Origin of the sequence: Pseudoflavonifractor sp. An44, from assembly GCF_002161675.1 — a bacterium.
GTDB classification, from domain to species: domain Bacteria; phylum Bacillota; class Clostridia; order Oscillospirales; family Oscillospiraceae; genus Enterenecus; species Enterenecus faecium.
Genome location: NZ_NFIH01000012.1, coordinates 16,149 through 41,041, shown reverse-complemented (window position 1 = coordinate 41,041; position 24,893 = coordinate 16,149). Strand labels below are relative to the sequence as shown.

Below are 24,893 nucleotides of genomic sequence, written 5' to 3'. Positions count from 1 at the left end.
TGAGAAGGGACATGGTATAATGACAGAAAACACGTCAAAAAGGCCCATTCATCCCACTGCCATGGGCTTAAAGGAGCGTCTATGAATATTTTTCTTCACATCTGCTGTGCCCCCTGTTCGGTGGCCTGCATTCAGCAACTCCGGGAGGAGGGCCACGCCCCCACCGGATTCTGGTACAACCCCAACATTCACCCCTTCCTGGAGTACAAGGCCCGCCGGGACACCCTGCGCCAGTACGCCCAAGACATTGATTTGCCCCTGGTGGAGCTGGACGACTACGGCCTGCGGGAGTTCACCGCCGCCGTGGCCGCCAATTCCGACGCCCGGTGCTCCTGGTGCTACGCCCGCCGCTTTGAGGAGACCGCCAAAACCGCGGCTGAGCGGGGCTTTTCCGCCTTCACCTCCACCCTGCTCATCTCTCCCTATCAAAACCGGGAGCTGATGTGCGAGATTGGGGAAAAAGTGGGCAAAAAATACGGGGTGGATTTTCTTCCCTATGACTTCCGCCCCCGGTTTAAGGACGGACAGGAGCAGGCCCGGGCGTTGGGCCTGTATATGCAAAAATACTGCGGCTGCATTTACAGCGAGGAGGACCGCTTCTCCAACCGCCGGAAAAAGCAGCTCCACAAGCTGCACAAGCAGCAGGCGGCCCAGGCCGCCGCAGAAGGGAGATGACCGCCATGGCACTGCAAGAAGAGAAGATTTACCCCGCCCATATTGAAAGCTATGCCAGCGACGGCACCGGCGTGGCCCGCATTGACGGCATGGTGGTCTTTGTCCACGGAGCGGTCCGGGGCGAAGAGGCGGACGTGTGCATCGAGCACGTGGGCCACAACGCCGCCTGGGCCCACATCGCCACCCTGCGCACCCCATCCCCCGCCCGCATCGAGCCGGACTGTCCCCACTACCGCCAGTGCGGGGGCTGTCAGTTCCGCCACATGACCTATGAGGAAGAGCTCTGCGCCAAGCGCCAGCGGGTGGAGGACGCCCTCCACCGCCTGGGCGGTCTGGACCTGCCTGTGTCCGCCATATACGGGGCAGAAAACACCCAGGGCTACCGCAATAAGGTACAATTTCCGGTGAGCGGGGACGGCATCGGCTACTACCGCTCCCGCACCCACCAGGTCATTGACATTCCCCACTGTCACCTCCAGCCCCAGGTGGACAGCTTGTGCCGCCAGGTGGTGGCAGGCTGGATGAATCAGTACCACATTCCTCCCTACCAGGAAAAGACGGGAAAGGGGCTGGTGCGCCACCTGTATCTGCGCACCAATCAGGCCGGGGAAGTGCTGTGCTGCCTCATTATCAACGGGAAAAAACTGCCCCACGCTCAAGAGCTGGTGGAGGCCTTGAGAGCTGCCGTGCCTGCTCTGGTGGGGGTAGTTTTGTCGGCAAACACCCGGAAAACCAACGTGATTTTGGGCACGGAGTACCACACGCTGTGGGGCCAGGACTGGCTGGAGGAGACCCTGTGCGGCCACACCTTCCGGCTGTCCGTCCCCTCCTTCTTCCAGATCAACCAGCCCCAGACCCAGGTGTTATACAGCCGGGCCGTGGAGTTTGCGGGCCTCACGGGCAACGAGACGGTGGTGGACCTGTACTGTGGCATCGGCACCATCTCCCTGACCATGGCGGAACACGCCGCAAACGTCATCGGGGTGGAAGTGGTGCCCCAGGCTATTGAGGACGCCAAGGAGAACGCACGCCGCAACGGATTGGCGGACAAGACCCGTTTCCTGTGCGGCGACGCCTCCCAGCTGGCGCTCCAGCTGGAGCAGGAGGGCATCACCCCCGACGTCATTGTGGTGGACCCGCCCCGGAAGGGGTTGGCCCCCGACGTGGTGGACACCATCGCCCGCATGGCGCCCCCCCGGGTGGTGTATGTATCCTGTGACCCCGCCACCCTGGGCCGGGATTTGAAGCGATTTGCCGCCCTGGGCTATGTGGCCCAGCGGGCGGAGGCTGTGGACTTGTTCCCGAGAACGGCACATGTGGAGACGGTAGTACTGCTTTCCCACAAAAAACCTGACAGCACAATCAGTGTAAAAGTGGAGTTTGGCGAGGGAGAGGGCAAAGTGCCGCTTGATAATATCGCTAAAAGAGCTGAGGCGTACAAGCCGAAAGAGCGAGTTACCTACAAAATGATAAAGGAATACATAGAAGCTAAATATGGCTTCAAGGTACATACTGCTTATATAGCAGAGGTAAAAAGAAGTTTGGGCTTGCCAATGTATGATGCCCCTAATGCGGTAGAAGAATTGAAACAGCCGAGAAAACATCCGACAGTAGAGAAGGTGGAAGCGATAAAGGATGCATTGAGGCATTTTGAGAATATTTCGTAATATAAATTGGAAGGAGAAGCTGATGAGAAGGTTTATTTATCTGGATACTGATACATTGAATTCTTATCTGGCACAAATATTTGATGGCTTGATTCAAAGTGAAGATTCAGAAACGCAGCATCAGAAAAAAGTGAATAAGCAAAATTCTGTTACGACTAGCCTTGCTGGGAAAATAGCTCTTAAACTATTTGGAAAGGGAGTAGATGCAAATGCTCAAGCAACGTATCAACATTTGAAAACAGTTGCTGATGACGAAATGGTTCGAGATGTGCAGACAAAGATAATGCATGATAATGCGTTTGACCAATTTATGAATTATTTACATGAGCATAATTTGTTAAAGGGGGCAGATGTTGGTGATTTCCTTATTGTAAAAGACGAATTTTATATTTTTGATATTGCGTTTTATCAAAAACTGTTTGTAAAAGATGGATTTGTTGATATGCTTACACAGATTCAAGATATGAATACAAGAAAAGAGGCAGAAAAACAAACAGAAGAATTTGCAAGAGAACAGCGCCGAAGTAAAATTGTACAAGGTAAAGTAAATGAAACGGTACAAGAAGCTCTTGATAAAAATCATGAAAATTGGGATTCATTAAAAAAGATGGTTGAAATGTTGGCTGCCATTATTCCATATCCGAGAATACTGTGTATTTCGAATTATGCTGTGGTTTTAGATGAAAAATATATGAGAGATAATATATCAACAGCAGCTTTTAAGTACGGTGGAAAAATAACTGTTGTAGGATATATTACGAATAAAGTCATGGCTCAGGCTAATTCCCCGATTTCAACTTTCTCAGGTATAGGAAATTCTATGAATACATTGACGAAATTATTCTTTGAAAATATAGATGAGATGTATATTGTGCATCCGGTTGCAATTTATTATGATGATTGATATAAAAAATGGGGAGCTTTTTATGAATCAAAATTTCTATGAAGGAATCAAAAATATTTTAACCACAGCGAGAAATAAAGTCTATCAAACGGCCAATTTTGCAATGGTTGAAGCCTACTGGAATATAGGAAAATCAATCATTGAAGAACAAGGCGGCAATGAAAAAGCTGAGTATGGGACAGGCTTATTGAAAGAATTGTCAAAGCAAATGACTCAAGATTTTGGGAAAGGATTTACCGTTGCCAATTTGAAAAATATGCGACAGTTTTATTTAACATTTCCAAATGGCTACGCACTGCGTAGCGAATTGAGTTGGACGCATTATCGGCTTTTGATGCGAGTGGAGAATGAAAACGCACGAGAATTTTATATGCAGGAAGCTGTAAAATCCCAATGGAGTACCAGACAACTTGAACGTCAGATAAATTCATTTTTCTATGAAAGATTATTATCCAGTAAAAATAAAGAGCAAGTTGCAGAGGAAATACAGACATTAGAGCCTGCGAAGAAACCGGAAGATGTTATTCGTGACCCGTATGTGTTGGAATTTCTTGGGCTGACACCTAATGATGATTTTTATGAAAGTGATTTAGAACAAGCGTTAATTACACATTTGCAGAAATTCCTTTTGGAACTTGGCAGAGGTTTTTCATTTGTCGCAAGACAGAAAAGAATAACGTTTGATGGACGTCATTTTAGAATTGACCTTGTATTTTATAATTATATCTTAAAATGTTTTGTCTTGATTGATTTAAAAGTTGGAGACTTAACACATCAGGATTTAGGACAGATGCAGATGTATGTTCATTATTATGAACGAGAGCTTATGAATGAGGGAGATAATCCACCGATCGGTATTGTGTTATGTGCGGACAAAAGCGAATCTGTGGTCAAATATACGTTGCCAGAAAATGAAACACAGATTTTTGCCTCAAAATACAAATTGTATTTACCAAGTGAGGAAGAATTGCTACGAGAATTAAATCAGGAATATCAAGCGTTGGAAGCTGGCAAAACGGGGGAAGAGAATAGCGGTGATACTAAAGCATTATAATCTTAATATCCTAGAAATTGTGAATTCCTTGCATTGACTCCACCCATTTTCCATTCAAAACCGCGCAGCTTCTACCCCAAACTTTTCAAAGAAATGGAGGAACCCAAGTATGTCCCAAGCACGCAATAAGAACAAAAAGATGCTGTTTATCAGCCACGCAGAGAAAGACATTTCCATTGTGGAAAAATTTGTTGATTTACTTCTTGACATGGGTATATCTGAAAAATCCATTCTATGCAGTTCCATTTCTGAACTTGGCGTTCCTCTGAAGGTGGAAATTTACGATTATTTGCGAAACACCTTGGACTCCAAGGGAGTAATCCCCATTTTTATGCTATCCGATAATTACTACAAAAGTCCTGCATGTCTAAACGAAATGGGGGCCGTTTGGATAAAGCAGACGGATTATTTTTTCTTTTTGCTCCCTGGATTCACCTTCTCCCAAATAAAAGGTGCCATCAATCCCCGCAAACGTGGGATTTCGCTGGATTGCCAATCCGAGCATACGCTAAAAAATCTAAAAGCAGATTTAAATCACTTTCATACCGAACTCGAGGACATCTTCTCACTGAAACCGCTCCAACTCTGGGAGAGACGACGGGATGAGTTTATCTCAGCCATTCAATCTCATGTGCCTGTCACTAATCCAATTAATATGAGAAATCACGAAGGCTTTTGCATTGGACAGTATACACACGAAGGCAGTAAAGTCACATTTGATACACATACAAGCACACTCTGTGCATACATTGACTTTCATTTGACGGAAGCCGAGATTTGTTCTGCTGTAATTTATACCGGAGAACGGAATTTGACTCGCCAATGGCAAGCGGGTGCCATCTTGAGTTTCGATTTGAAAGCTTCTGCTTCTATCAAAACTCTTGAGGTTGAGTGCCGACTCAGAAACCGCGATTCTCGTATTTCCTTCCCCACATCAGAGCTTTGGACGCACTACCAGTTTCGACTCTCAGAGTTCCCCGCCGATGTGTCGGAGTGGGTAGCTTTGAAAGAAATTAAATTCTTAGTTCGCCGAAAATCTTCTCTTATCGGACATTTTGAGGTTAAAAACCTAACCATAGAATAATTCTACAGTAGTCGGACAGCAAAGCAGTTACCAGCAAATCCCGTTCTATATCAAACACCATTTACTGTGGCCGTCCCTTCCATATTAAATCCGTCATACACAAACAACGCCCCCTTCTCTGTCCATTTTAAAAACTGCAAAAGGAACTCACTATGAAAAACCTCAACCTCAAACAACTCCTCTCCGTCTCCCTGACCCTGTTTGCCATCTTCTTCGGGGCGGGAAACATGATCTTCCCCCCGGCCATGGGCCAGCTAGCCGGGTCCAACTTCGCCCCCGCTCTGGCCGGATTTGTCACCACCGACGCTGGCATCGCCATTTTGGGCATGATTGCCGTGGTGCTGGTGGGCTCCTCCATGAGTGACCTGGGGTCCCTGGTGAGCAAGAAATTCGCCCTGTGTCTCTCCGTGGGCATTTACTTACTCATTGGCCCCCTGTTTGCCATGTCCCGCACGGGAAGCGCCTCCTTGGCGGCATGGTCATGGCGTTTTTCGCCTCCTTTATCCACGCCCTGGACACCGCCGGGATTTCCTTCATGTTCACCCAGTGGGCGAAAGAATTTCTGCCCCTGTACACCCTGGGGCTGGGCTGGGTAGTTCCGGCTCTGATTGGGGTATGTGTGGGACTGCTGCCGTTCTGGCCCATGAATCGGAGGAGTTAATCTTTTCCCCAAATAATCTTTTGAACTCAGGTGATGGAACATGTCCAATGAAGTATTTAATATTTTCTCTTCGGTTGGAATCGGCCTCACTTTTTTGGCCTCCATTGCGGCTGTCATCGTTTCTATTATATCCATGCGATATTCCAACAAAGCGGCTCAGAGATCTGGATATTTAACCACAATCACCGCCAGCCGCGATAAGTGGTCCAATTCCTTGCGAGAAAATGCTTCCTTATATTTCACTCAAATTGAACGCATATGCAACGGGAACGAGGCCGATTTAGAGGGAATTTATAATGAATTGACACGATATCACTTTGCAATCGCCTTGCTGTTATTCCAACAAGATCAAGAAATAAATGATAACATGTATATTCTTCGAAACAAGGCCTTTGAAATTGTGAAGCAGAACAACCTCATAAAGCAACAATACAGAGAATTACTGGCCCAACATTTCACAGAAAGCGATATAGAACGTCAACCAGTGGTCACCCAAGCACGGGAAAAAATTCACCTTCTGCGATGTTCCATTATCCATACATACCAAGTGGAAATTTTTAACGAAATTCGAGACTTGCTGGAAGGTGAGTGGCGAAAGCAACAGTATGAGGCAACAAAAATGTGAAACTGCCGATGGGGCACTTGTCTGCTATTCCTTGTTTTATACAGACTGTCCCCACCCCCCTAGTATTTTTGCCCAAATACCCACTTCCCCCCATATCTTGGCATATCGCCCTTCTTCTTTTTGATAAAGTGATAAAATGCTAAATTTTTATCTTGCAAGGTCCATCGGAAAGTTTCCGATGGACCTTTTTCTTTGGTTATCCTCCACACTTTATGCGCACAATGGACAAAATTGTAAGAATCGGCCATGAATTGTCAGAACACGATTGACAGGGGTAGGCCCCAGTGATAGATTAAACATCGGTTGAATGAATACATATGCATATTTTTACAGGAGGCTGTCATGGTTCCTTTGAAATCTCTACTCAGCGCAGGGTGTGTGCTCTGCCTGCTGCTCTCCGGCTGTTCCCAGCCCAGCCAGACCCCATCCCCCGGCACGGCGGCGTCCGATTCCGCCAACACCTCCAGCCAGCCCACCAGCACCCCTGGGGTGGGCAACGTCATTGGCGGCAACGACTTCGCCCCCATACCCGGCGACGCCGTGGACGAGGAGGCCCGGGGCAAGCTGCGCATCACCTACAATGGCAATGAGAGCTCGGTGCACTACATCACCTCCGTGGATCAGCTGCCCGCCTATGAGGAGCTGAAGGAATACGACGAGGACTACTTCCAGGACCACGCCTTGGTGGTGGTCACCGAGTCGGTGTCCTCCGGCTCCGTGGACGTGGAAATCGACTCCATCCGCCAAACTGACACCGGAAACCAGGTGGTGCTCTACCACAGCGCCCCCGGGGACGATCAGGCGGGCACCGCCGACATGGCCACCTGGCTGCTGTGGGCCGAGGTGGACGCTGGGATTGAGGGCACCTGGACGGTGTCCAACCCCGCCCTGTCCTCCGATGCGGTGAAGTACTGACCATCGGCGGGAGTTCTATTTTGTTTGTACCAAGGAACGCCAGACAGAGCCTGGGCATATACCCTCAGGGAGAAGAGAGAGGATAGACGCCCTGGCCCGGTTTCGTGCAGACCTTTTGATACAAAAATATACATAAGGAGGATACCAATGAAACGCATCAACAAAGCACTCAGCCTGATGCTGACGGCCGCCTTGAGCTGCGCTGTGTTGGCGGGCCAGGCCTCTGCCGCCAGCGGCGACGCGCTGTGGGCCGATGTGGACGAGACTTCCGGCGAAGTCGTCGCCGTGATCGAGACCAACGCTGTGGTCACCGACGGCGTCATCGACGTGACCTTCGACGCAGACAAGCTGACCTATGTGGGCTGTGACTTTGAGGGCGACAACGACCAGTACTCCCAGTACGTGGCCATGTACGCCGTCAATGACACCCAGGCTGACCAGGGCGTGCTCAAGATCTCTTGGGTGGCCCCGGATACTTATCAGGCCCAGGAGGACCTCACCGCCCTGTTCCAGGTGAACTTCCAGGGCACCGACGTGGCCGCGGACGACCTGACTGTCTCCGGCACCGCCAACGACGCCCAGGGTGAGGCCGTGGCCGTGGGCCAGGAGCCCACCGAGCCCGCCCCCAGCGCCAACCCCACCAACACCCCCGAGGGCGGTGACGACGGGGACAACACCGAGCGCCCCGAGACCGGCGACACCGCCAACCTGACCCTGTATGTGGCCCTGGTTGCCGTGTGTGTGGCCGTCCTGGCCGGCTTCGGCATCTACGCTAAGAGGAGGGCTGCAAAATGAAACTGAACCGTTTGTTGGCCCTGGTTCTCTCCGGGAGCCTGGCCCTTTCTGTCACCGTGGGCAATGCCCCCTTCGCCTTTGCCGCCAGCGCGGACTCCAACGAGACTTCCACCTCCCAGACCAACGGTGTGGAAGTGGAGCAGCTGGACGGCTCCGACTACGACCTGGACCTGACCCGGGACGACGCCGTGACCCAGGACAATCTGGACGACGCCATCGCTCCTGACGAGGATGTGCGGGTCATCATTGTCATGGACGGCGACTCCGTGGTCTCCGCCAACAGCGCCGCTGTGTACTCCAACGACACCGCAGCCCAGATGGAAGAGATCAAGGCCGCCCAGGATAAGGTCATCGCCGACATCGAGGAGACCGCTCTGGACGGGGACGACCTCACCGTGTCCTACCAGTACAGCTGGCTGGTCAACGGCGTGGCTGCCACCGTGCCCTATGGCAAGCTGTCCGACATTGAGTCCGTGGACGGCGTGGACCAGGTGGTCATGCAGACCGTGTACGAGCCCTGCTCCACCGACGAGACCACTTCTTCCAACATTGTCTATCCCCGGACCATCTCCGACGGCCAGATGATTGGCCGTGAGGACACCTGGGCCCAGGGTTACAAGGGTGAGGGCATGAAAATTGCCATCATCGACACCGGACTGGACACCGATCACCAGAACTTCGCCGCTCTCCCCGACGAAGTGCTCACCGACACCAGCCTGACCCAGGCCGACATTGACGGCGTGCTCACCAGCCTCAACGCCTATGAGCGCTACAGTGGCCTGACCAGCGCCGATCTGTACTACAACACCAAGGTTGCCTACGGCTTCAACTACGTGGACAACAGCCTGGACATCACCCATGACAACGACACCGAGGGCGACCACGGCACCCACGTGGCCGGCATCGCCGCCGCCAACAAGGTGGACGAGTCCGAAGTGGTGGGTGTGGCCCCCAACGCCCAGCTGATGGTGATGAAGGTGTTCGGCGCCAACGGCGGCGCCTACACCGAGGACTGGGTGGCCGGCATGGAAGACGCCATGATGCTGGGCGCCGATGTGATCAACATGAGCTTGGGCTCTGACTCAGGCTTCACCACCGACGTGGACTGGGTGGATGAGGTGTTTGACCGGGTGGCCGAGACCGGCACTGTGCTGTGCATCTCCGCCGGTAACTCCGACACCATGGGCCAGGGCAACGCCTGGGGCACCAACGCCAACCTCACCTCCAACCCGGACAACGGCGTGCTGGGTACTCCCGGTGCCTACGCCAACGCCATGTCTGTGGCCAGCGTGGAGAACGCCTACTACATGTCCGACTACATCACCGTGGGCGACAACTACAAGATCGCCTATCAGAACGGTGGCAGCGGCGTCAACGCCCCCCTGAACACCCTGGCCGACACCCCCTATGAGGTGGTGGTTGTGCCCGGCACCGGCACCGTGGAGGACTTCGCCTCCGTGGACGTGTCCGGCAAGATCGCTCTGGTGCAGCGCGGCGTCATCGCCTTCACCGAGAAGTGCCAGAACGCCCAGGACGCTGGGGCTGTGGCCTGCCTGGTGTACAACAATGAGAGCGGCACCATCATCATGGACATGACGGACAGCCCCGTCACCATGCCCTGTGCCTCCATCACCATGGCAGACGGCGCCTACATCCTCTCCGCTCTGGAGGAGAACCCCGACCTGACCCTCACCGTGGGCGCGGACCAGACCCTCATCGCCAGCGACACCGCCTACCAGATGAGCGACTTCTCCTCCTGGGGCGTCACCCCCTCCCTGACCCTGGAGCCTGACATCACCACCCCCGGCGGCAACATCTACTCCACCATGGACGACGGCACCTACGGCCTGATGAGCGGCACCTCCATGGCCGCCCCCAACCTGTCCGGTATCTCCGCTCTGGTCAAGGAGTATGTGATGTCTGAGGACGGCCTGGGCAAGGCCGACGGGGCTGACACCAACTCCCTGGTGCGTGCCCTGCTCATGAGCACCTCCAAGCCCCTGGTGTACCAGAATCAGGAGGGCCTGTACTACTCTCCCCGCAGCCAGGGCTCTGGTCTGGCAGACGCCTACGGCGCTGTGACCACCCAGGCCTACCTCACCGTGGACGGCTGCGACGTGCCCAAGGTGGAGCTGTACGACGATCCCGACCAGACCGGCAGCTACAACTACTCCTTCAACGTCACCAACTTCGGGGACGCCACCCTGTTCTATGACCTGAACACCGTGGCCCAGACCGAGGGTGTGAACTCCGACTACGCCGATCAGGGCCATCTGTTCATGTCCCACTCCCCCATGGCTCTGGCCGCCTCCACCGGCGAGTCCACCTCCGCCATGGCCCCCAAGTTTGACGTCACCGACAGCGGCGTGTGCGACTCCCACGACGCCTACTGGATCTACCGCTCCGCTGTGGCGGGTGCCGCCATGGACGAGAACTGGACCGACGTGGAGTTCCGTTACAACACCAACGGCGATGACGTGGTAAACGACGCCGATGTGCAGTCCTACCTCAACGCCCTGGTGGGTCTGGACTCCGACACCGACCTGGCCGCCCAGGTGATGGCCGTGGCCCCCGGCGCCACCGAGACCGTCAACGTCAACGTGACCCTGGCCGACTCCGACCGCACCTACTTCGCCGACAACTACCCCAACGGCGGCTATGTGGAGGGCTTCACCTTCCTCACGGCTCTCAATGCCAATGGCACCGACCTGTCCCTGCCCTACCTGGGCTTCTACGGCGACTGGACCGACGCCCCCATCTTTGACGGCGACAACGACAGCCCCGACACCCACGGCTTCTACTGGGGCGACGACAGCATTATGGACTACAGCCAGTACATCAGCGCGCTGTGGACCAACATCGGCGGCCAGACCTCCGGCTGGGTGCCCGGCCTGAACCCCTATGTGGAGGAGACCTTTGATCTCAGCCACGTCTCCCTGTCTCCCAACGGGGATGGCAACGGGGACTATCTGGACGACATGTACGTCTCTCTGCTGCGCAACGCCGCCACCCTCACCTTCACCTACACCGACACCAACACCGGTGAGGAGTATTTCAGCCAGACGGTTGACCACGTGCAGAAGAGCAACTACGTGGCCGGCTACGACATGTGCGTGCCCTATGTCTATTCCTGGTACGGCACTCCCTATAAGCTCACCGACGCTCAGGGCAACACCCTGCCCAACAACACCAACGTGACCCTCACCATCTCCGCCACCCTGGACTACCCCAACTCCCCCGTGGAGGAGAAGTCCGTGAGCTTCACCGTGGACACCACCGCCCCTGAACTGCTGGGCACCGAGCTGACCCAGGAGGACGGCAAGAGCCTGCTGACCCTGACCTTCTCCGACAACCTGTCTGTGGCCGGCATCAACTTCTGCAACAGCAACGTGACCAACATCTACGCCCAGTACGCCGCCGATGACGCCCAGGCCACCGTGGACGAAAACGGCAACCGGGTGTGGAAGCAGACCTACGATGTCACCGGCATGGGCGACCACTTCACCCTGGTGCTGGGCGACTACGCCTTGAACGAGTCCTACTACTCCATCAAGGTGCCCGGCAACGACATTGCCCTGGACGACACCCTGCTGTATGGCTACCGGGTGGCGGACAACGAAATCAGCGACGACTCCCTGTACGGCTGGATTGGCATGGACCTGAGCGGCGAGACCGTGACCGCCACCGCCTGCTCCAGCGAGTACTACATGGACTACGCCCTCACCGCCGCTGAGCAGGTGGGCGGCTACATCCTGGCCGTGGACGCCAACAACAAGCTGGTGGTCATCCAGCCCGGCTACTGGGATGAGCGCACCGAGATCACCGATCTGAGCGTGGGCATCCGGGATCTGGCCTTTGACCCCGCCACCCAGACCCTGTACGGCCTGACCAGCGACACCCGTCCCCAGCTGGTGACCATCGACATGATTTCCGGCCAGCTGGAGTACGTCAACGCCGACAACAACCTGGCCTCTGCCACCGCCATCACCTGTGACGACCAGGGCACCCTGTACGGCATCTATGGCCCCAGCTACGGCAGCCAGCCCGCCGAGCTGCGCACCATTGACACCGCCTCCGGCGTGTGGGGCGAGACCCTCATGGGCGGCGAGGGCAGCGACATGCCCGGCTCCTACTACGGTCAGTCCATGACCTGGAAGGACGGCACCATCTACTGGGCCCAGTACAACATGCCCAACTTCGGCTCCTATGGCCAGCTGTACGCTCTGAGCCAGGATGAGTCCGGCACCTGGACCATGGACAACTGCGGCGCCATGGCCGGCAACGCCGAGGTGGTTGGCCTGCTGTTTTTGGACACCAACCAGCTGGAGTGGCCCGACACCGACCTCCAGGCCCTGAAGGTGTCCCCCAATGAGGTGGCTTTGCTGGAGGGCAACTCCGCCACCCTGGCTGTCACCCCCGACCCCTGGTACTGCGACACCCAGCTGACCTGGTCCACCAGCGATGCCAATGTGGCCGTGGTCAATGAGGGCACTGTCACCGCCACCGGCGTGGGCACTGCCACCATCACCGTCACCGACACCCTCACCGGTGTCACCGGCACCGCTACCATCAACGTGGTGGCCCCCGACAGCCAGATCAACGGCTTTGTCATCGCCAGCATAGGCGACGACGGTCTGACCTCCCAGTGGACCACCTTCAACGCCAGCAACCCCGCTGACTACCAGACCCTCAACGAGACCCAGGCTCTGGACTACATGTGCGCCGAGTACGTCGGCGGCACCCTCTACGCCTACGACGAGCAGGGCAACTTCTACACCGTGGACCCCACCGACTACAGCTACCAGAAGGTTGCCTCCAAGACCACCTCTTACTCCATGAAGGACCTGTCCTATGACTACTCCACCGGCTACCTGTACGGCCTGGCTCAGGACGCCAACTCCGGCGCCACCGACCTGGTGACCGTGGACACCATGGACGGCCAGGTCACCAAGGTGGGCACCCTGGTGGACTCCTACAACGAGCCCGCCTGCGCCTTCGCCGTGGACAACGACGGCCTGGTGTACTTCGTCACCCAGGGCTACGGCTTCCTGTGCACCTATGACGTGGACACCCAGACCACCGAGAACCTGGGCCTGACCGGCTGCTACCCCGCCGCTTACAACCAGTCCATGGCCTTTGACCATGACACTGGCGAGCTGTACTGGTCCGCTATGACCGCCACCCAGTTCGACCTGATGTACATCGACCTGAACACCGCCGCCGCCCTGGACCTGGGCGCTGTGGACGCGGGCAGCCAGATCGTGGGCCTGCACATTGTGCCTGAGAACGCCCCCGAGACCCCCGAGGTGCCTGTGACCAGCGTCACCACCACCAGTGACAGCATCAACATCCTGGAAGGTGCCTCCAACGCCATGCCCGTGAAGGTGGAGCCCTCCAACGCCACCAACCGGAACGTCCAGTGGACCGTGGCCGATGAGACCGTGGCCACCATTGAAAACGGCATGGTCACCGGCCTGAAGCAAGGCACCACCACCGCCACCGGCACCCTGGGTGAGTTCACCGTAGAGGTGACCATCAACGTGCTGGTCAGCTCCGGCGAGATGCGCGGCTTCGTGCTCCAGGACCTGGCCACCATGGCCATGGGCTTCTGGCTGAGCGAGATGGACTATGACCTGCACAACCCCGGCGCCGCTGACGCCCTGTATGCCTCTGACTACGACGTGTACGCCGCCACCTACTACAACGGCAAGGTGTACGCCTACGGCGAGAACCCCCAGGCAGAGGACTACCAGACCGACGGCATGCACTTCTTCGTCATCGACGCCGAGACCGGCAAGATGGAGATGGATGTCACCGGATACGACTACTTCACCAACCTGTGTGACATGACCTTCGACTACACCGACGGCGCTTTGTACGTGGTGGGCAACGCCAAGAACTCCACCGGCAACTCCACCCTGTACACCATGGACACCACCACCGGCCAGCTGTATGCTGTGGCCGCTCTGGACCGCTACGTGGTAGGCCTGGCTGCCGACGAGAACGGCACCCTCTACGCCGTGGACTTTGACGGCAACCTGTGCACCATGGACAAGCGCACCGGCGAGATCACCGTCATCGGTGACACCGGTGTGGACCCCTGCGGCTACCAGTCCCTGGCCTTCGACTTCGACACCGACTGCCTGTACTGGGCCTACTCCAACGTGTACTCTGACCCGTGGGCTGGCATCCAGAACCGGGATACCGCTGTGTATGTGGTGGACACCACCGACGCCTCTGTGGTGAAGGTGGGCGACACCGGATGCATGCTCTCCGGCCTGTACTTCCCCACGGACAACGAGCCCCAGGTGCCCGACACCGTGAAGGCCGACAGTCTGGTGGTCAATCCCACCTCCCTGCTGCTGAACAAGGGTGAGACCGCCCAGCTCTCCGCTCTGGTGCTGCCTGTGAGCGTCAGCCAGCTGGAGGGTGTGAGCGAGGTCACCTTCACCTCCGACAACGAGGCTGTGGCCACCGTGGACCGTGAGGGCAACATCACCGCCGTAGGCCTGGGCGTGGCTCAGATCACCGTCTCCGCCGGTGACCTGTCCGTCACCTGCTCCGTGTCCGTGGTGGACGACACCGTCCAGATGTACGCCTTCAACCAGTCCGGTTGGGAGACCACCAAGCTGCTGGACCCCTCCGAGACCCTGGAGGAGGCCGTGTCCGACACTCTGGGCTTCACCATCGCCCAGGCGGTGTACAACTCCGACGACGGCTATGTGTACGCTCTGGATGAGAACAATACCCTGTACAAGCTGGCCCTGGACCTGAGCTGGTCTGAGACCCTGGGCACCGTGGACACCCAGGATGCCGACATCCTGGATCTGGCCTACAACAGCTACAACGACACCCTGTATGTGCTCACCACCTCTGTGAATGCAGAGACCATGGAGACCACCTACACCGTCCAGGAGCTGAGCACCGAAGATGCCACCCTGGGCCAGGCCTACCCCGTGTCCCGGGACATCGACACGCCCGTGAGCATCGCCTTCAACAGTGCTGACACCTTCTACGTGTACGAAGCCTTCATGGACTACATCTACCTGTCCACCCTGGACGGCACCACCGTCACCAGCGTGCTCTGGGCCCAGCAGTCCATGAGCGCCGATGCGGACACCTTCTCCATGGTGTACAGCCAGACCTATCAGCGCTTGTTTATCATGACCGTGGACACCTACTACGGCACCGGTGAGCAGACCCTGTACATGGTCGATCCCCTGTCCGGCACCATCACCCACCTGGGCGACGGCGCTTGGACCAAGGACGTGGTGGACCTGCTGCTGGTGGAGGGCGCAGCCCCCTCCCCCGCTCCCACCGCCGAAGTGAAGTAATTCACCTCAACTATGGCCCGGACGGATGTTCCGTCCGGGCCATGTCTTTTTTGTGAGAAAAACCTCCAGCGCTCCCTTTCTCCGTCTCATTCTTCCACAATACGGGAATCCCAGGATTTTTCTTTTCCATGTTAAAGTGATAGAAATTCCCCAAAATCTTCCCCCGGCCCCCACTGCCGCTCCCACCGACGCCCCCGAGACCCAGCCCACCGCTGTCCCGGAGGCCAAGCCCACCAAGGAGCCGGTGACGCCCCCTGAGACCGGAGACCAGGCCCAGCTGGGCCTGTATCTGGCCCTGGCCGCCGCGGCCGCCGGGGACGCTCCGCTTATGCCCGATTTCTCCCCGATGAGAAATCGGGGAAAGAATCGCCAAAGGCGGGGCCTTCCCCCGCCTTGTGGAATCCACCCCGCGGTACTGGGGGGGCGTGTCAATGCAGTTCTGGAAGGGCTGGACACAAAAAGACCTTGAAAATTGCCGCATTTCTTGGATTGATGGGCGTAGGGGAGGGGCTTGCCCCTCCCGAATTTCCCAGGGCAATGCCAGGGTAGCCACGGGCCGGGCAAGCCACGGCCCCTACCACAGCGCAACAGGATAGTGCGGCAGAAACTTTCGGCGGCGGGAACGCCGCTTGGCCAGGGTAGGCCCGGCTGTGGAAACCACCTGGCGATCGGGCCAGCTGCCCCGTGTGGCCTGGTGTAGTGGCAGAACTAGGCGTCACAGCAAGGGTAACGGGCCGAACACCAGCTTGACGCAGGTCCAGCCTCGTACCCAAAGGGAGGTCCTTAGGGGGGAACGCCCTAAGTGGCTTTTCGTCCATTTTGGCCACTCAAAATGGACCCCCAGCGGGCAGCGTTTTCCTTGACAATTTCATTCTACAGTTGTAGAATACAGTTAGATACTACAAGTGTAGAAGGAGGGATATTATGAGCCACACCATCCGCCGCTTACCCGACACGGAGCTGGAGGTGATGCAGGCCCTGTGGGCCAGCGACACCCCCGTCCCCCGTGCCCAACTGGAAGAGCGTTTGGCCCAGACCCACCCCATGGCCACCACCACCCTTCTGACCCTGCTGTCCCGGCTGAGTGAAAAGGGCTTTGTCCGAGTGGACAAAGAGGGCCGTAAGAGCCTCTACGCCCCCCTGGTCACCCGGGAGGACTATCTGGCCGCCCAGAGCCGCAGCTTCATCCAGAAGCTGTGTGGGGGCAGCCTGTCCACCTTTGCCTCGGCGTTGTGTGACAGCGGACTGAGTAAGGAGGAACTGGAAGAGCTTCGGGAGCTTCTGAAAGAAGGTGACTGAGTATGTTGCGCATCCTCATTTTCCTGGTCCTGTCCCTGCTCATGGCAGGAACCGCCTACTCTCGCTACGATGCCCTGATGGGCAATGACGGCATCCCCGACCTGGGCAACCACCCCTCTTACCTGCCCTACTACCCCGCTATGCTGCTGCTGGTGATGGTCACGCTATGCCCAGTGCTTCTCACCCCTTTCATCGGCTTTGCCCGGGCAGCGGACATTACCTTTTCCTCCTATGGTGGGTTGTTTCTCCACGTCAGCCTGTATTATCTGGTGCTCCTGGCCCTGATGCCCCACCTCCGAGGCCGCATCAGCGCCCGGACCTGCGCCATGCTGTGGGTCATCCCCAACGTGCTCTACCTCACCACCTACTCCACCTTTACCCCGCCCCGGCCCTGGCTCATCATCCTCCTGCCGGGACACGGGTGGACCCTGCTGTTGTGGGTATGGCTGGTGGGCCTGGTGGGGGTGCTGGCCTTTCACATCGTCCAGCACCTGCGCTTCCGCCGCCGCATCCTGGCCCCCGCCGTCCCCGCCACTGACCCCCTGACCCGGTACATCTGGGAGGAGGCCCTGAAGGAGGCGGGCTTCCGCAACCCCAAATATCAGCTGGTCCTCTCCCCGGAGGTGAAGACCCCCCTGTCCATCGGCCTTCTGCCCCGCTGCACCCGGGTGGTGCTGCCCACCCGCTCCTACACCCGGGAGGAGCTGTACTGGGTCATTCGCCACGAGGTCATCCACCTGGCCCGTCAGGACAGCTGGAGCAAGTTTTTTCTCCTGTTCTGCACCGCCATCTGCTGGTTTAACCCCCTGATGTGGGTGGCCATGAAACGCTGCGCCCAGGACCTGGAGCTGAGCTGTGACGAGACCGTGCTCCTCTTCGCCCACCAGTCCCAGCGCAAGGAGTACGCCGCCCTGCTGCTGAACACCGCCGGGGATGCCCGGGGCTTCACCACCTGCCTGTCCGCCTCCGCCGCCACCCTGCGCCGCCGCCTGGAGCAGGTGCTCTCCCCCGCCGCCCGCTCCAGCGGGGCCGTTGTGGTGGGGGTACTCTTCTTCCTGGCGGCCATCACCTGTGGCAGCGTCACCCTGTCCTATGATACCGCCCCGGCCGCTCAGGTGCTCTACTCCGCCGGGGACACCGCCCAGTACCAGGTGGACGGCGTCCACCTGAGCCCGCCCCATGCCCAGGCGGAAAACACCCCATATACCCTCACCGACCCCCAGGCCTTCCACGACTACCTGTCCGGGCTGTCCCTGTCCCGGCTGATGGGGAGCTACACCCTGCCAGAGACGGACTGCTCCTTCTTTCTGGAAGGCCCGGACAACTCCAAACTCATCGTCATCTCCCACCAGGTCATGGAGGTGACCGAGCTGGGCCATGATAGCTACCCTACCTACTACCATATTTCTCAGGAGGTAGACTGGGACTACCTCCTGAGCCTGATGGAGGCCTCCCCGCACTCATGGACTTGAAAAAAACCATTGCATTTTGGAGATATTTGGTGTATTATCAAAGATGCAATCAAAACACAGGGGAGCTTGTGAGGCAAGCTGAGAGGAAGCCGTATCGCTTCGACCCTTGAACCTGATGCGGATCATGCCGCCGTAGGGAGTCATATGGAACTTATTGTGACCAGGAGACATCCCCACAGGTGTCTCCTGGTTTTGTATACCTCAACAAAAGGGGGGAAATTGGCATCCACGGTGAGTCCGTGGCGGGCTGAGGGGGAGCGCCCTGGGCCTGTATGACAGCGATGGGAAGCCGTGTTCCGGCGTGAGAGGAGACCAGTAAGTCTCGACCGACCATTTTACGTTCTTACGGAGGGCGTCGCTGTCTCATGCCGTTTCTCCCGGAACTGTTACGAGGTGTAACCAAGATGAAAAATACCAAAGTTCTCAAGCTGACCCTGGCGGGCATCCTGTGCGCGGTGGCCGTGGTGGGCAGCATCTTCTCCTTCCCCGTCTTCGGCAGCAAATGCGCCCCGGTGCAGCACATGGTCAACATCCTCTGCGCCGTGCTTCTGGGCCCCTGGTACGGGGTGGGCGTGGCCTTTGCCGCCTCTCTGCTGCGCAACCTGCTGAGCCTGGGCACCCTGCTGGCCTTCCCGGGCAGCATGTGCGGAGCGCTGCTGTGCGGGGTGGTGTACTGGAAGACCCGCCGTCTGCTGCCCACCCTGGTGGCGGAGGTGTTCGGCACCGCCATTCTGGGCGGCCTGTGCGCCTACCCCATGGCCATCCTCTTTATGGGAGCCAACGCCGCCCAGGTGGCCTTTTACGCCTACATCATCCCCTTCCTGGTGTCCACCGCCGGGGGCGCCATTCTGTCCGGGGTAATCCTCTTCTCCCTGGACAAGGCCGGGGCCCTGAAGGGCATGCAGCATAAAATTTCCGCCTGACTCCATAGTTGGAGGGCTTGCCGCTGATTGTGGCAGGCCCTCCTTTTTTGTATCCGGGCGAAACATTTTCTGCTACAATGACACAGAGAATACACATCCCCCGGGTATCCTGAGGGGGAAAGGAGGCGGGAGCATGGAGACCCGTATTTTGATCGCCGAGGACGACCCCCGTCTGCGGGAGGTCCTGTGCGACTACTTTGCCAGCAAGGGCGTCCGCCCCATCCAGGCGGAAAACGGGGCGCAGGCCCTGGAATGGGCCCAACAGGAGGAGTTTGACGCGGTTTTGCTGGACATTATGATGCCCAAGCTGGACGGGCGCAGCGTGTGCCGGGCCCTGCGGCGCACCCAGGACGTGCCCATCCTCTTCCTCACCGCCCTGTCCGACGAGGAGGACACCCTGCTGGGCTACGAGCTGGGGGCGGACGACTACATCACCAAGCCCTTCAACCTATCGGTGGTGTACGCCAAGACCATGGCCCTCATCCGCCGCAGCCGGGGCAGTGTGCGAGCTGGGGACCGGATGGAGCTGGACGGGCTGGCCCTGTCCCTGTCCGCCCAGAAGGTGTACCTGGAGGGGCAGGACATCCCCCTCACTCCCAAGGAGTACGCCCTGCTCCACACCCTGATGTCCCACCGGGGCCAGGTTTTGAGCCGGGAGCAGCTGCTGCGCCACGGCTGGGGCTACGACTACCAGGGGGACAACCGGGCGGTGGACACCCACATCCGCCGCCTGCGGGAGAAATTGGGCCCCTGGGCCGGGCACATCCGCACCGTCATCAAGGCGGGCTACCGATTGGAGGGATGACCATGGCAGACACCAAAAAACGCCGTCCCCGTGCCCGGCCCACCCTCACCGGGCTTCTGTGCCTGGTGGTGCTGGTGCCCTGGCTTCTCTGTATGGGGCTGCTCACCGCAGCCGTGGCCCAGGGGGAGGGCAACGCCCTGGCCATCCGGTACAGTGACCAGGCCCGGCAGCAGGTCATCCAGTCCTCCCTGCCCTGGGGCCAGGTGGATGGGTGGGGGTGGAGCGCCCGCTACTTCCTGGGGGCCTCCGGCCTCTTCGATGCCATGGGCAACCCCCTGGGGGGCAGCTGGCAGGACTTCCTCGCCCTGGAGTATCTCACCCAGGAGGAATATGAGGCGGAGGTGGAGACCTCGGGCCGCTATGCCCGGGCCATCCTGGACCGGGCCTGTCTCACCGAGGGGGCACGGAATGACATGGAGACAGGCTATTTCGACTTACACCCCCAGCCCCTGCGCCTGGAGGGGGTCTTGGAGGATGCCATCTTCACCCCCCGCACCATTTCCTTCTGGTCCACAAGGTCTCAGAACCCCACCTGGGTCCAAATCTACGACGATCCCACAGCCATCCACCCACAGGCACAGACCGTCACCCTCTACGCCACCCGGTATCACGCCTGCTGCCCCCCGGAAACCTCCCCCCTCACCTACCGGGGAACCCGGTATGACAGCCTGTCCCAGCTGGTGGAGGCCCTGGGGCCCGACCTGCTGAACGCTGAGGTCCCGGTGCAGCTGTGGAGCTGGCCCAACCTGCTGGTGGCCACAGCAGTCTCCACGGACCAGGGCATTCTGGTGTGCGGGGTGTGGGCGGACCTGTGGTCCCTGGTCTGGGAACGCCTGTGGTGGGTGTACCTGCTCACCCTGGTCCTGTGCGTGGTGCTCCTTGGGGTTCTTCGGCGGGTGCTGGTCCGTGAGCTGCTCTCCCCCATCCAGCAGCTGTCCCAGGCCCTGGATACCCGGCAGAAGTGGCTGCTGCTGCGCCCCAGCCAGGTGTGCCGCTGGGAAGAAGGCCACAAACTTCAAGAGCAGTTCCAGGCCCACGGGGCCGAGTATCGGGAACAAAAGGACGAGATTCAGCGGCTCAACCAGGCCCTCACCTATGCCCAGGCCGCCGAGGAGCACCGCCGCACCTTCACCAGCCACATGGCCCACGAGCTGAAAACCCCCTTGGCGGTGATTCACAGCTACGCCCAGGGGCTGCAAGAGCACATCGCCGAGGACAAGCGGGAGAAGTACCTGGCCACCATTTGCAGCGAGGCGGAGCGGATGAACGGCATGGTGCTGGAGCTTCTGGACCTGTCCCGGCTGGAGGCGGGGCGGGTGAAGCTGCGCCGGGAGAATTTCTCCCTGTCCCAGCTCACCCGCTCCACCCTGGAAAAACTGGCCCCCACCCTGGAGGCCAAGGGGCTGCGGCTGTCCACCGCTCTGGAGGACCCCGCCCCCGTCCTGGCCGACCGGGGCCGGATGGCCCAGGTGGTGGAGAACCTGCTTACCAACGCCGTTAAATATACCCCCGCCGGGGGTGAGATCGGGGTGGAGGTGGCCCAGACGGACCGCCACACCACCCTGCGGGTGTCCAATGACTGCCCGCCCATCCCCCAGGAGGAGCTGGACCAGCTCTTTGAGCCCTTCTACCGCCGGGAAGATGCCGCCCCCGGGGAGGGCACCGGGCTGGGGTTGGCCATTGTGCGGCACATTGTGCAGCTCCACGGGGGCAGCTGCCAGGCCAGCGCCACCCCCGGCGGGGTGGTCTTCACCGTGACGTTGTGAAACGTGTTGCCGCCGTCAGCCTGGCTGTCGGCAGACCGTTGTAGGGGAGGGGCTTGCCCCTCCCGAGTCCCCAGGGCAATGCCAGAAAACCAGCGGGCCGGGCAAGCCCGGCCCCTACGCCCGTTGATAAAAACCACTCTATCTGCACTAAAAGGAGGACTCCGGCCAGTGGGCCGGAGTCCTCCTTTTTACAGCTCAATTTTCACCTGTTCGCCCTCATGGCCCTCCACCTCCACCAGGGTCCACCTGGGGTGGCGGCGTCGAAACCGATGCAGCTCTTTGACAAACACCATCAGCTGCTTCCGGGTCATATGGGTCCCGTGTTTCTCCAGCCCCCAGCACAGCAGCCCCGCCGTTAGGCCATTGAACACCAGCCGGGTGGGAATGGGGATGTTGAGATGAGAGTCCTTGTCTTTGACGATGATGCGCATGGGCTCACTCCACGAAGATGCGCACGGTGTCCCCCTGGGCGGACTCCACTTCCACCAGGTTGCCCACCGAGCCGCAGCGCACCAAATCCAGAATCTTGCCCAGGTCAATGCCCTTCAATGCGTCGGTTCCGGTAAACTGGGTCACATCCATCCCCATATCCAAAGCCGCCTCCACCAGGCCCAGGGGCAGATTCACCCGCACCTTGTCCCCTTCGGCAGAGTCCACCACAATGCGCAGCACCATGTCCTTCAAGTCCTTGCGCTGCTCGGCGGGCAGCACCCGCACGGCAGGGACTTCCGGCTCGGCCTTGCCGGACAGCAGCTCATCCACGCTCACCCCCAGGATTTTTGCCAGCTGGGGCAGCAGGGTGATATCCGGGCAGGTCTGGTCGTTCTCCCACTTGCTCACCGCCTGAGGAGTCACCCCCAGCTGCTGCGCCAGTTCGTCCTGTTTCAGCCCCTTGTCCCGGCGCAGGGCGGCAATTCTCTTTCCCAACGTGGTCTCCATAACCATCTCTCCTTTTTCGTTTCTACCCTTACCTTACCCTCTGGCCCCGGAAAACGGAAGGGCTCATCCGTTGAGTGGCCCCCAATCCGCTCAACCAAATGGGGATTATCCCCTCAACCAACGGTTGATTGGGCGAACATCGGCGCAAAAACGGGCTGCGGACCAAGTTTCCGCAGCCCGTTTGCTCACTTTACTTTTTTCAGTGCTGCCAGCACCTTGTCCTGGCAGGGCATCCGCTCCCGGCGGGGAAAGGTGTGCTCAAACCAGCCCCGCAGCGCCTTGGCCTGGTCCACAGGCAGCTGGGACAGGTAGGGGATGGTGGCCCCCTGGGCCGCCATCAGGGTGTAGTACACCACCGGGTCGTCCTTGTGCTCCAAGGGCTGACGGAGGATATACTCCACCGCCTGGGGCCGCCGGGCCGGGTCCAAGTCTGCCAAGGCCTCCTCCACGTCTCGCACCAGCTTTTCATGGCAGGGGTTGTCCGCCGGACCGCCCCCCAGGCCAAAGGCCCCGTCCCACAGCTTCCGCCCCCGGTTCAGTTGGGCCACCAGGTCCAGATAAGCTCCATACAGCTGTTCCAGTTCTTCCATGTCCGTCACCTGCCGTTATCGCATCTTCTTCAGCAGCGCCACCAGCCGCCGCTGCACCGGGGTCTGCTCCCGGCGGGGATAGGAGCGCTCATACCACCACTGTAGGTCCCGGGCCTCCTCCGCCGTCAGGTCCTTGAGGTAGGGCATCACCACCCCGTGCACCGCCACAAACATCCAGTACACCGTGGGGTTGCGCTTGTGCTCCAGGGGCTGGTGGAAGATGTACTCCACCGCCTCCCGCCGCTCGGTCTCCGGCACCTGGGCCAGGGCCGCCTCCACCTGCTGGACAAACTGCTGGTGAAAGGAGTTGGGGGCAGGGCCGCCGATGAGTCCATAGGCCCCCTGGAACGGCCGCTTCTGGTTCTGGGGCAGGGCCGCCTGCTCCAAATATTCCCGGTACAGTCTGAGTAATTCTTCCATGTCGTTCTCCCGCCAACTCCCTGGCCACAGGGTATTTTCTTCCATTGTAGCCGCTGGCCTCCCCCCTGTCAACGGTGGAATGTTTCCAAGGCGTAAACAAATTGTAACCATTCTTAACCCCTCTGTTGTTGTACCGGGGCTTTTGCGTCGATATAATAATAATATCTGAACGAAGGAGGTAATTGTATGCGTCGGACCCTGCTGTGTACCCTGTGCATGCTCATGTGCATGGCGCTGTCCGCCTGCACTGCCGCCCCTGCTGCTTCCCCGGACCCGGCCTCCATTGGCTCCTCCAGCCAGTCTCTCACGGGCACCTGTACCCCCGACTCCGACGAGACCGACACATTGCCCGATGTGTCCCGGGATATCCCCGCCTATCAGCCCGATGTGGAGACCCCCCTGTCCTATGAGTACGACGGCGCCGTCCTCACCGCCAACGGGCTGCGCCATTACAGCCTCCAGGGCTATTCCATCGTCTATGACCCCAACCTCTTCACCCGCCAGGGCTGGGAGAACGGGGACGCCTATCTGATCAGCGAGGGCAACTACCTGTCGGTAAACCGTCTCAACGGCATGGACGCCGTCACCCTCCGCCAGGGCCTGATCCTCCAGGAGGAGATTCCCGACCTGGGCCAGCAGGTCCAGGTGGGCAGCGGAACCTACACCGCCCACACCCTGGTGGTCAGTCCCCAGGACGGCATCTACCGCCAGTTCTGGATTCTGGAACTGGGGCCCAACTCCTCGTTGTTGGTGGAGCAGTCCTACGTCATGGAGGACCCCAACGCCCCCCAATATCAGGCCATTCAGAAGGCCATGCTGGACACTCTCACCTTGGAGTGATCTCACCAAATCCCGGCGGCTGCACGGACGTTGCAGCCGCCGGATTTTTCACGGTAAAATCCCTTGCAATTGACACATCCTATGGTATACTCATGCAGGCACTTATGTTTCCAGAAAGGAGTCTG

General features: G+C 58.5%; 21 protein-coding genes and 1 riboswitch. Of the genes, 17 read left to right on the top strand and 4 right to left on the bottom strand.

Annotated elements, in window-relative coordinates; all coding sequences use genetic code 11:
• The first annotated feature begins 81 nt into the window (after positions 1–81).
• The 16 genes from B5F98_RS07140 to B5F98_RS07065 all read left to right on the top strand — a co-directional run bounded on the left by B5F98_RS07140 (position 82) and on the right by B5F98_RS07065 (position 21,979).
• Positions 82–675: an epoxyqueuosine reductase QueH gene (locus tag B5F98_RS07140; RefSeq protein ID WP_087370880.1), complete on the top strand. Its 594-nt coding sequence runs from the start codon at positions 82–84 to the stop codon at positions 673–675.
• Positions 676–680: 5 nt separating this feature from the next.
• Entirely contained in the window at positions 681–2,342 is a 1,662-nt protein-coding gene (gene rlmD / locus B5F98_RS07135; protein WP_087370961.1) for a 23S rRNA (uracil(1939)-C(5))-methyltransferase RlmD, read from the top strand.
• A 22-nt stretch (positions 2,343–2,364) separates the two neighbouring features.
• Positions 2,365–3,246, top strand: a complete 882-nt coding sequence (locus B5F98_RS07130; protein ID WP_087370875.1) for a hypothetical protein — start codon at positions 2,365–2,367, stop codon at positions 3,244–3,246.
• Positions 3,236–4,300, top strand: a complete 1,065-nt coding sequence (locus tag B5F98_RS07125; RefSeq protein WP_343219400.1) for a PDDEXK nuclease domain-containing protein — start codon at positions 3,236–3,238, stop codon at positions 4,298–4,300. The genes B5F98_RS07130 and B5F98_RS07125 overlap by 11 nt, the downstream gene beginning before the upstream one ends.
• 109 nt (positions 4,301–4,409) lie before the next feature.
• Entirely contained in the window at positions 4,410–5,384 is a 975-nt protein-coding gene (locus tag B5F98_RS07120; protein ID WP_087370868.1) for a toll/interleukin-1 receptor domain-containing protein, read from the top strand.
• 152 nt (positions 5,385–5,536) lie between these two features.
• Positions 5,537–5,980: a branched-chain amino acid transport system II carrier protein gene (locus tag B5F98_RS07115; protein ID WP_087370865.1), complete on the top strand. Its 444-nt coding sequence runs from the start codon at positions 5,537–5,539 to the stop codon at positions 5,978–5,980.
• A gap of 105 nt (positions 5,981–6,085) precedes the next feature.
• Positions 6,086–6,670 carry a hypothetical protein gene (locus B5F98_RS07110; RefSeq protein WP_087370862.1) on the top strand — a complete coding sequence of 195 codons (585 nt, stop codon included), beginning with the start codon at positions 6,086–6,088 and terminating at the stop codon, positions 6,668–6,670.
• 342 nt (positions 6,671–7,012) lie between these two features.
• A complete protein-coding gene (locus B5F98_RS07105; protein WP_087370860.1) occupies positions 7,013–7,585 on the top strand; it encodes a hypothetical protein in 573 nt (190 codons plus the stop codon).
• 147 nt (positions 7,586–7,732) lie between these two features.
• Positions 7,733–8,380 carry a hypothetical protein gene (locus B5F98_RS07100; protein WP_087370858.1) on the top strand — a complete coding sequence of 216 codons (648 nt, stop codon included), beginning with the start codon at positions 7,733–7,735 and terminating at the stop codon, positions 8,378–8,380.
• Positions 8,377–15,714, top strand: coding sequence for a S8 family serine peptidase (locus B5F98_RS13460; protein ID WP_087370855.1), 7,338 nt, complete (start codon positions 8,377–8,379; stop codon positions 15,712–15,714). Before B5F98_RS07100 ends, B5F98_RS13460 begins: the two co-directional genes overlap by 4 nt.
• Positions 15,715–15,850: 136 nt before the next feature.
• The gene (locus B5F98_RS12725) at positions 15,851–16,183 is read left to right on the top strand and encodes a hypothetical protein (protein WP_143482757.1); all 333 of its coding nucleotides are present in this window, start codon (positions 15,851–15,853) and stop codon (positions 16,181–16,183) included.
• A gap of 455 nt (positions 16,184–16,638) precedes the next feature.
• On the top strand, positions 16,639–17,013 hold the full coding sequence (locus B5F98_RS07085; protein ID WP_087230395.1) for a BlaI/MecI/CopY family transcriptional regulator: 375 nt from the start codon (positions 16,639–16,641) through the stop codon (positions 17,011–17,013).
• Between the two features lie 2 nt (positions 17,014–17,015).
• A complete protein-coding gene (locus B5F98_RS07080; protein WP_087370849.1) occupies positions 17,016–18,485 on the top strand; it encodes a M56 family metallopeptidase in 1,470 nt (489 codons plus the stop codon).
• 48 nt (positions 18,486–18,533) lie between these two features.
• Positions 18,534–18,641: riboswitch (TPP riboswitch) on the top strand.
• 248 nt (positions 18,642–18,889) lie between these two features.
• Positions 18,890–19,408 carry an energy coupling factor transporter S component ThiW gene (gene thiW, locus B5F98_RS07075; protein WP_087230401.1) on the top strand — a complete coding sequence of 173 codons (519 nt, stop codon included), beginning with the start codon at positions 18,890–18,892 and terminating at the stop codon, positions 19,406–19,408.
• 133 nt (positions 19,409–19,541) lie between these two features.
• Positions 19,542–20,213, top strand: a complete 672-nt coding sequence (locus B5F98_RS07070; RefSeq protein ID WP_087370846.1) for a response regulator transcription factor — start codon at positions 19,542–19,544, stop codon at positions 20,211–20,213.
• A gap of 2 nt (positions 20,214–20,215) precedes the next feature.
• On the top strand, positions 20,216–21,979 hold the full coding sequence (locus tag B5F98_RS07065; protein ID WP_143482756.1) for a HAMP domain-containing sensor histidine kinase: 1,764 nt from the start codon (positions 20,216–20,218) through the stop codon (positions 21,977–21,979).
• 188 nt (positions 21,980–22,167) lie between these two features.
• Here the strand turns inward: B5F98_RS07065 and B5F98_RS07060 are convergent, their stop codons facing one another.
• The 4 genes from B5F98_RS07060 to B5F98_RS07045 all read right to left on the bottom strand — a co-directional run bounded on the left by B5F98_RS07060 (position 22,168) and on the right by B5F98_RS07045 (position 23,973).
• Positions 22,168–22,410 carry a hypothetical protein gene (locus tag B5F98_RS07060; RefSeq protein WP_087370840.1) on the bottom strand — a complete coding sequence of 81 codons (243 nt, stop codon included), beginning with the start codon at positions 22,408–22,410 and terminating at the stop codon, positions 22,168–22,170.
• Between the two features lie 4 nt (positions 22,411–22,414).
• Positions 22,415–22,918 carry a helix-turn-helix transcriptional regulator gene (locus B5F98_RS07055; RefSeq protein ID WP_087370839.1) on the bottom strand — a complete coding sequence of 168 codons (504 nt, stop codon included), beginning with the start codon at positions 22,916–22,918 and terminating at the stop codon, positions 22,415–22,417.
• 185 nt (positions 22,919–23,103) lie between these two features.
• Complete coding sequence (locus tag B5F98_RS07050) at positions 23,104–23,508, bottom strand: hypothetical protein (protein WP_087370836.1); 405 nt, start codon at positions 23,506–23,508, stop codon at positions 23,104–23,106.
• A gap of 15 nt (positions 23,509–23,523) precedes the next feature.
• Positions 23,524–23,973 (bottom strand): hypothetical protein, encoded by a 450-nt coding sequence (locus tag B5F98_RS07045; RefSeq protein WP_087370834.1) that lies wholly within the window; start codon positions 23,971–23,973, stop codon positions 23,524–23,526.
• A gap of 141 nt (positions 23,974–24,114) precedes the next feature.
• Between B5F98_RS07045 and B5F98_RS07040 the strand changes: the two genes are divergently transcribed.
• Complete coding sequence (locus tag B5F98_RS07040; protein WP_087370831.1) at positions 24,115–24,768, top strand: hypothetical protein; 654 nt, start codon at positions 24,115–24,117, stop codon at positions 24,766–24,768.
• Positions 24,769–24,893: the final 125 nt, after the last annotated feature.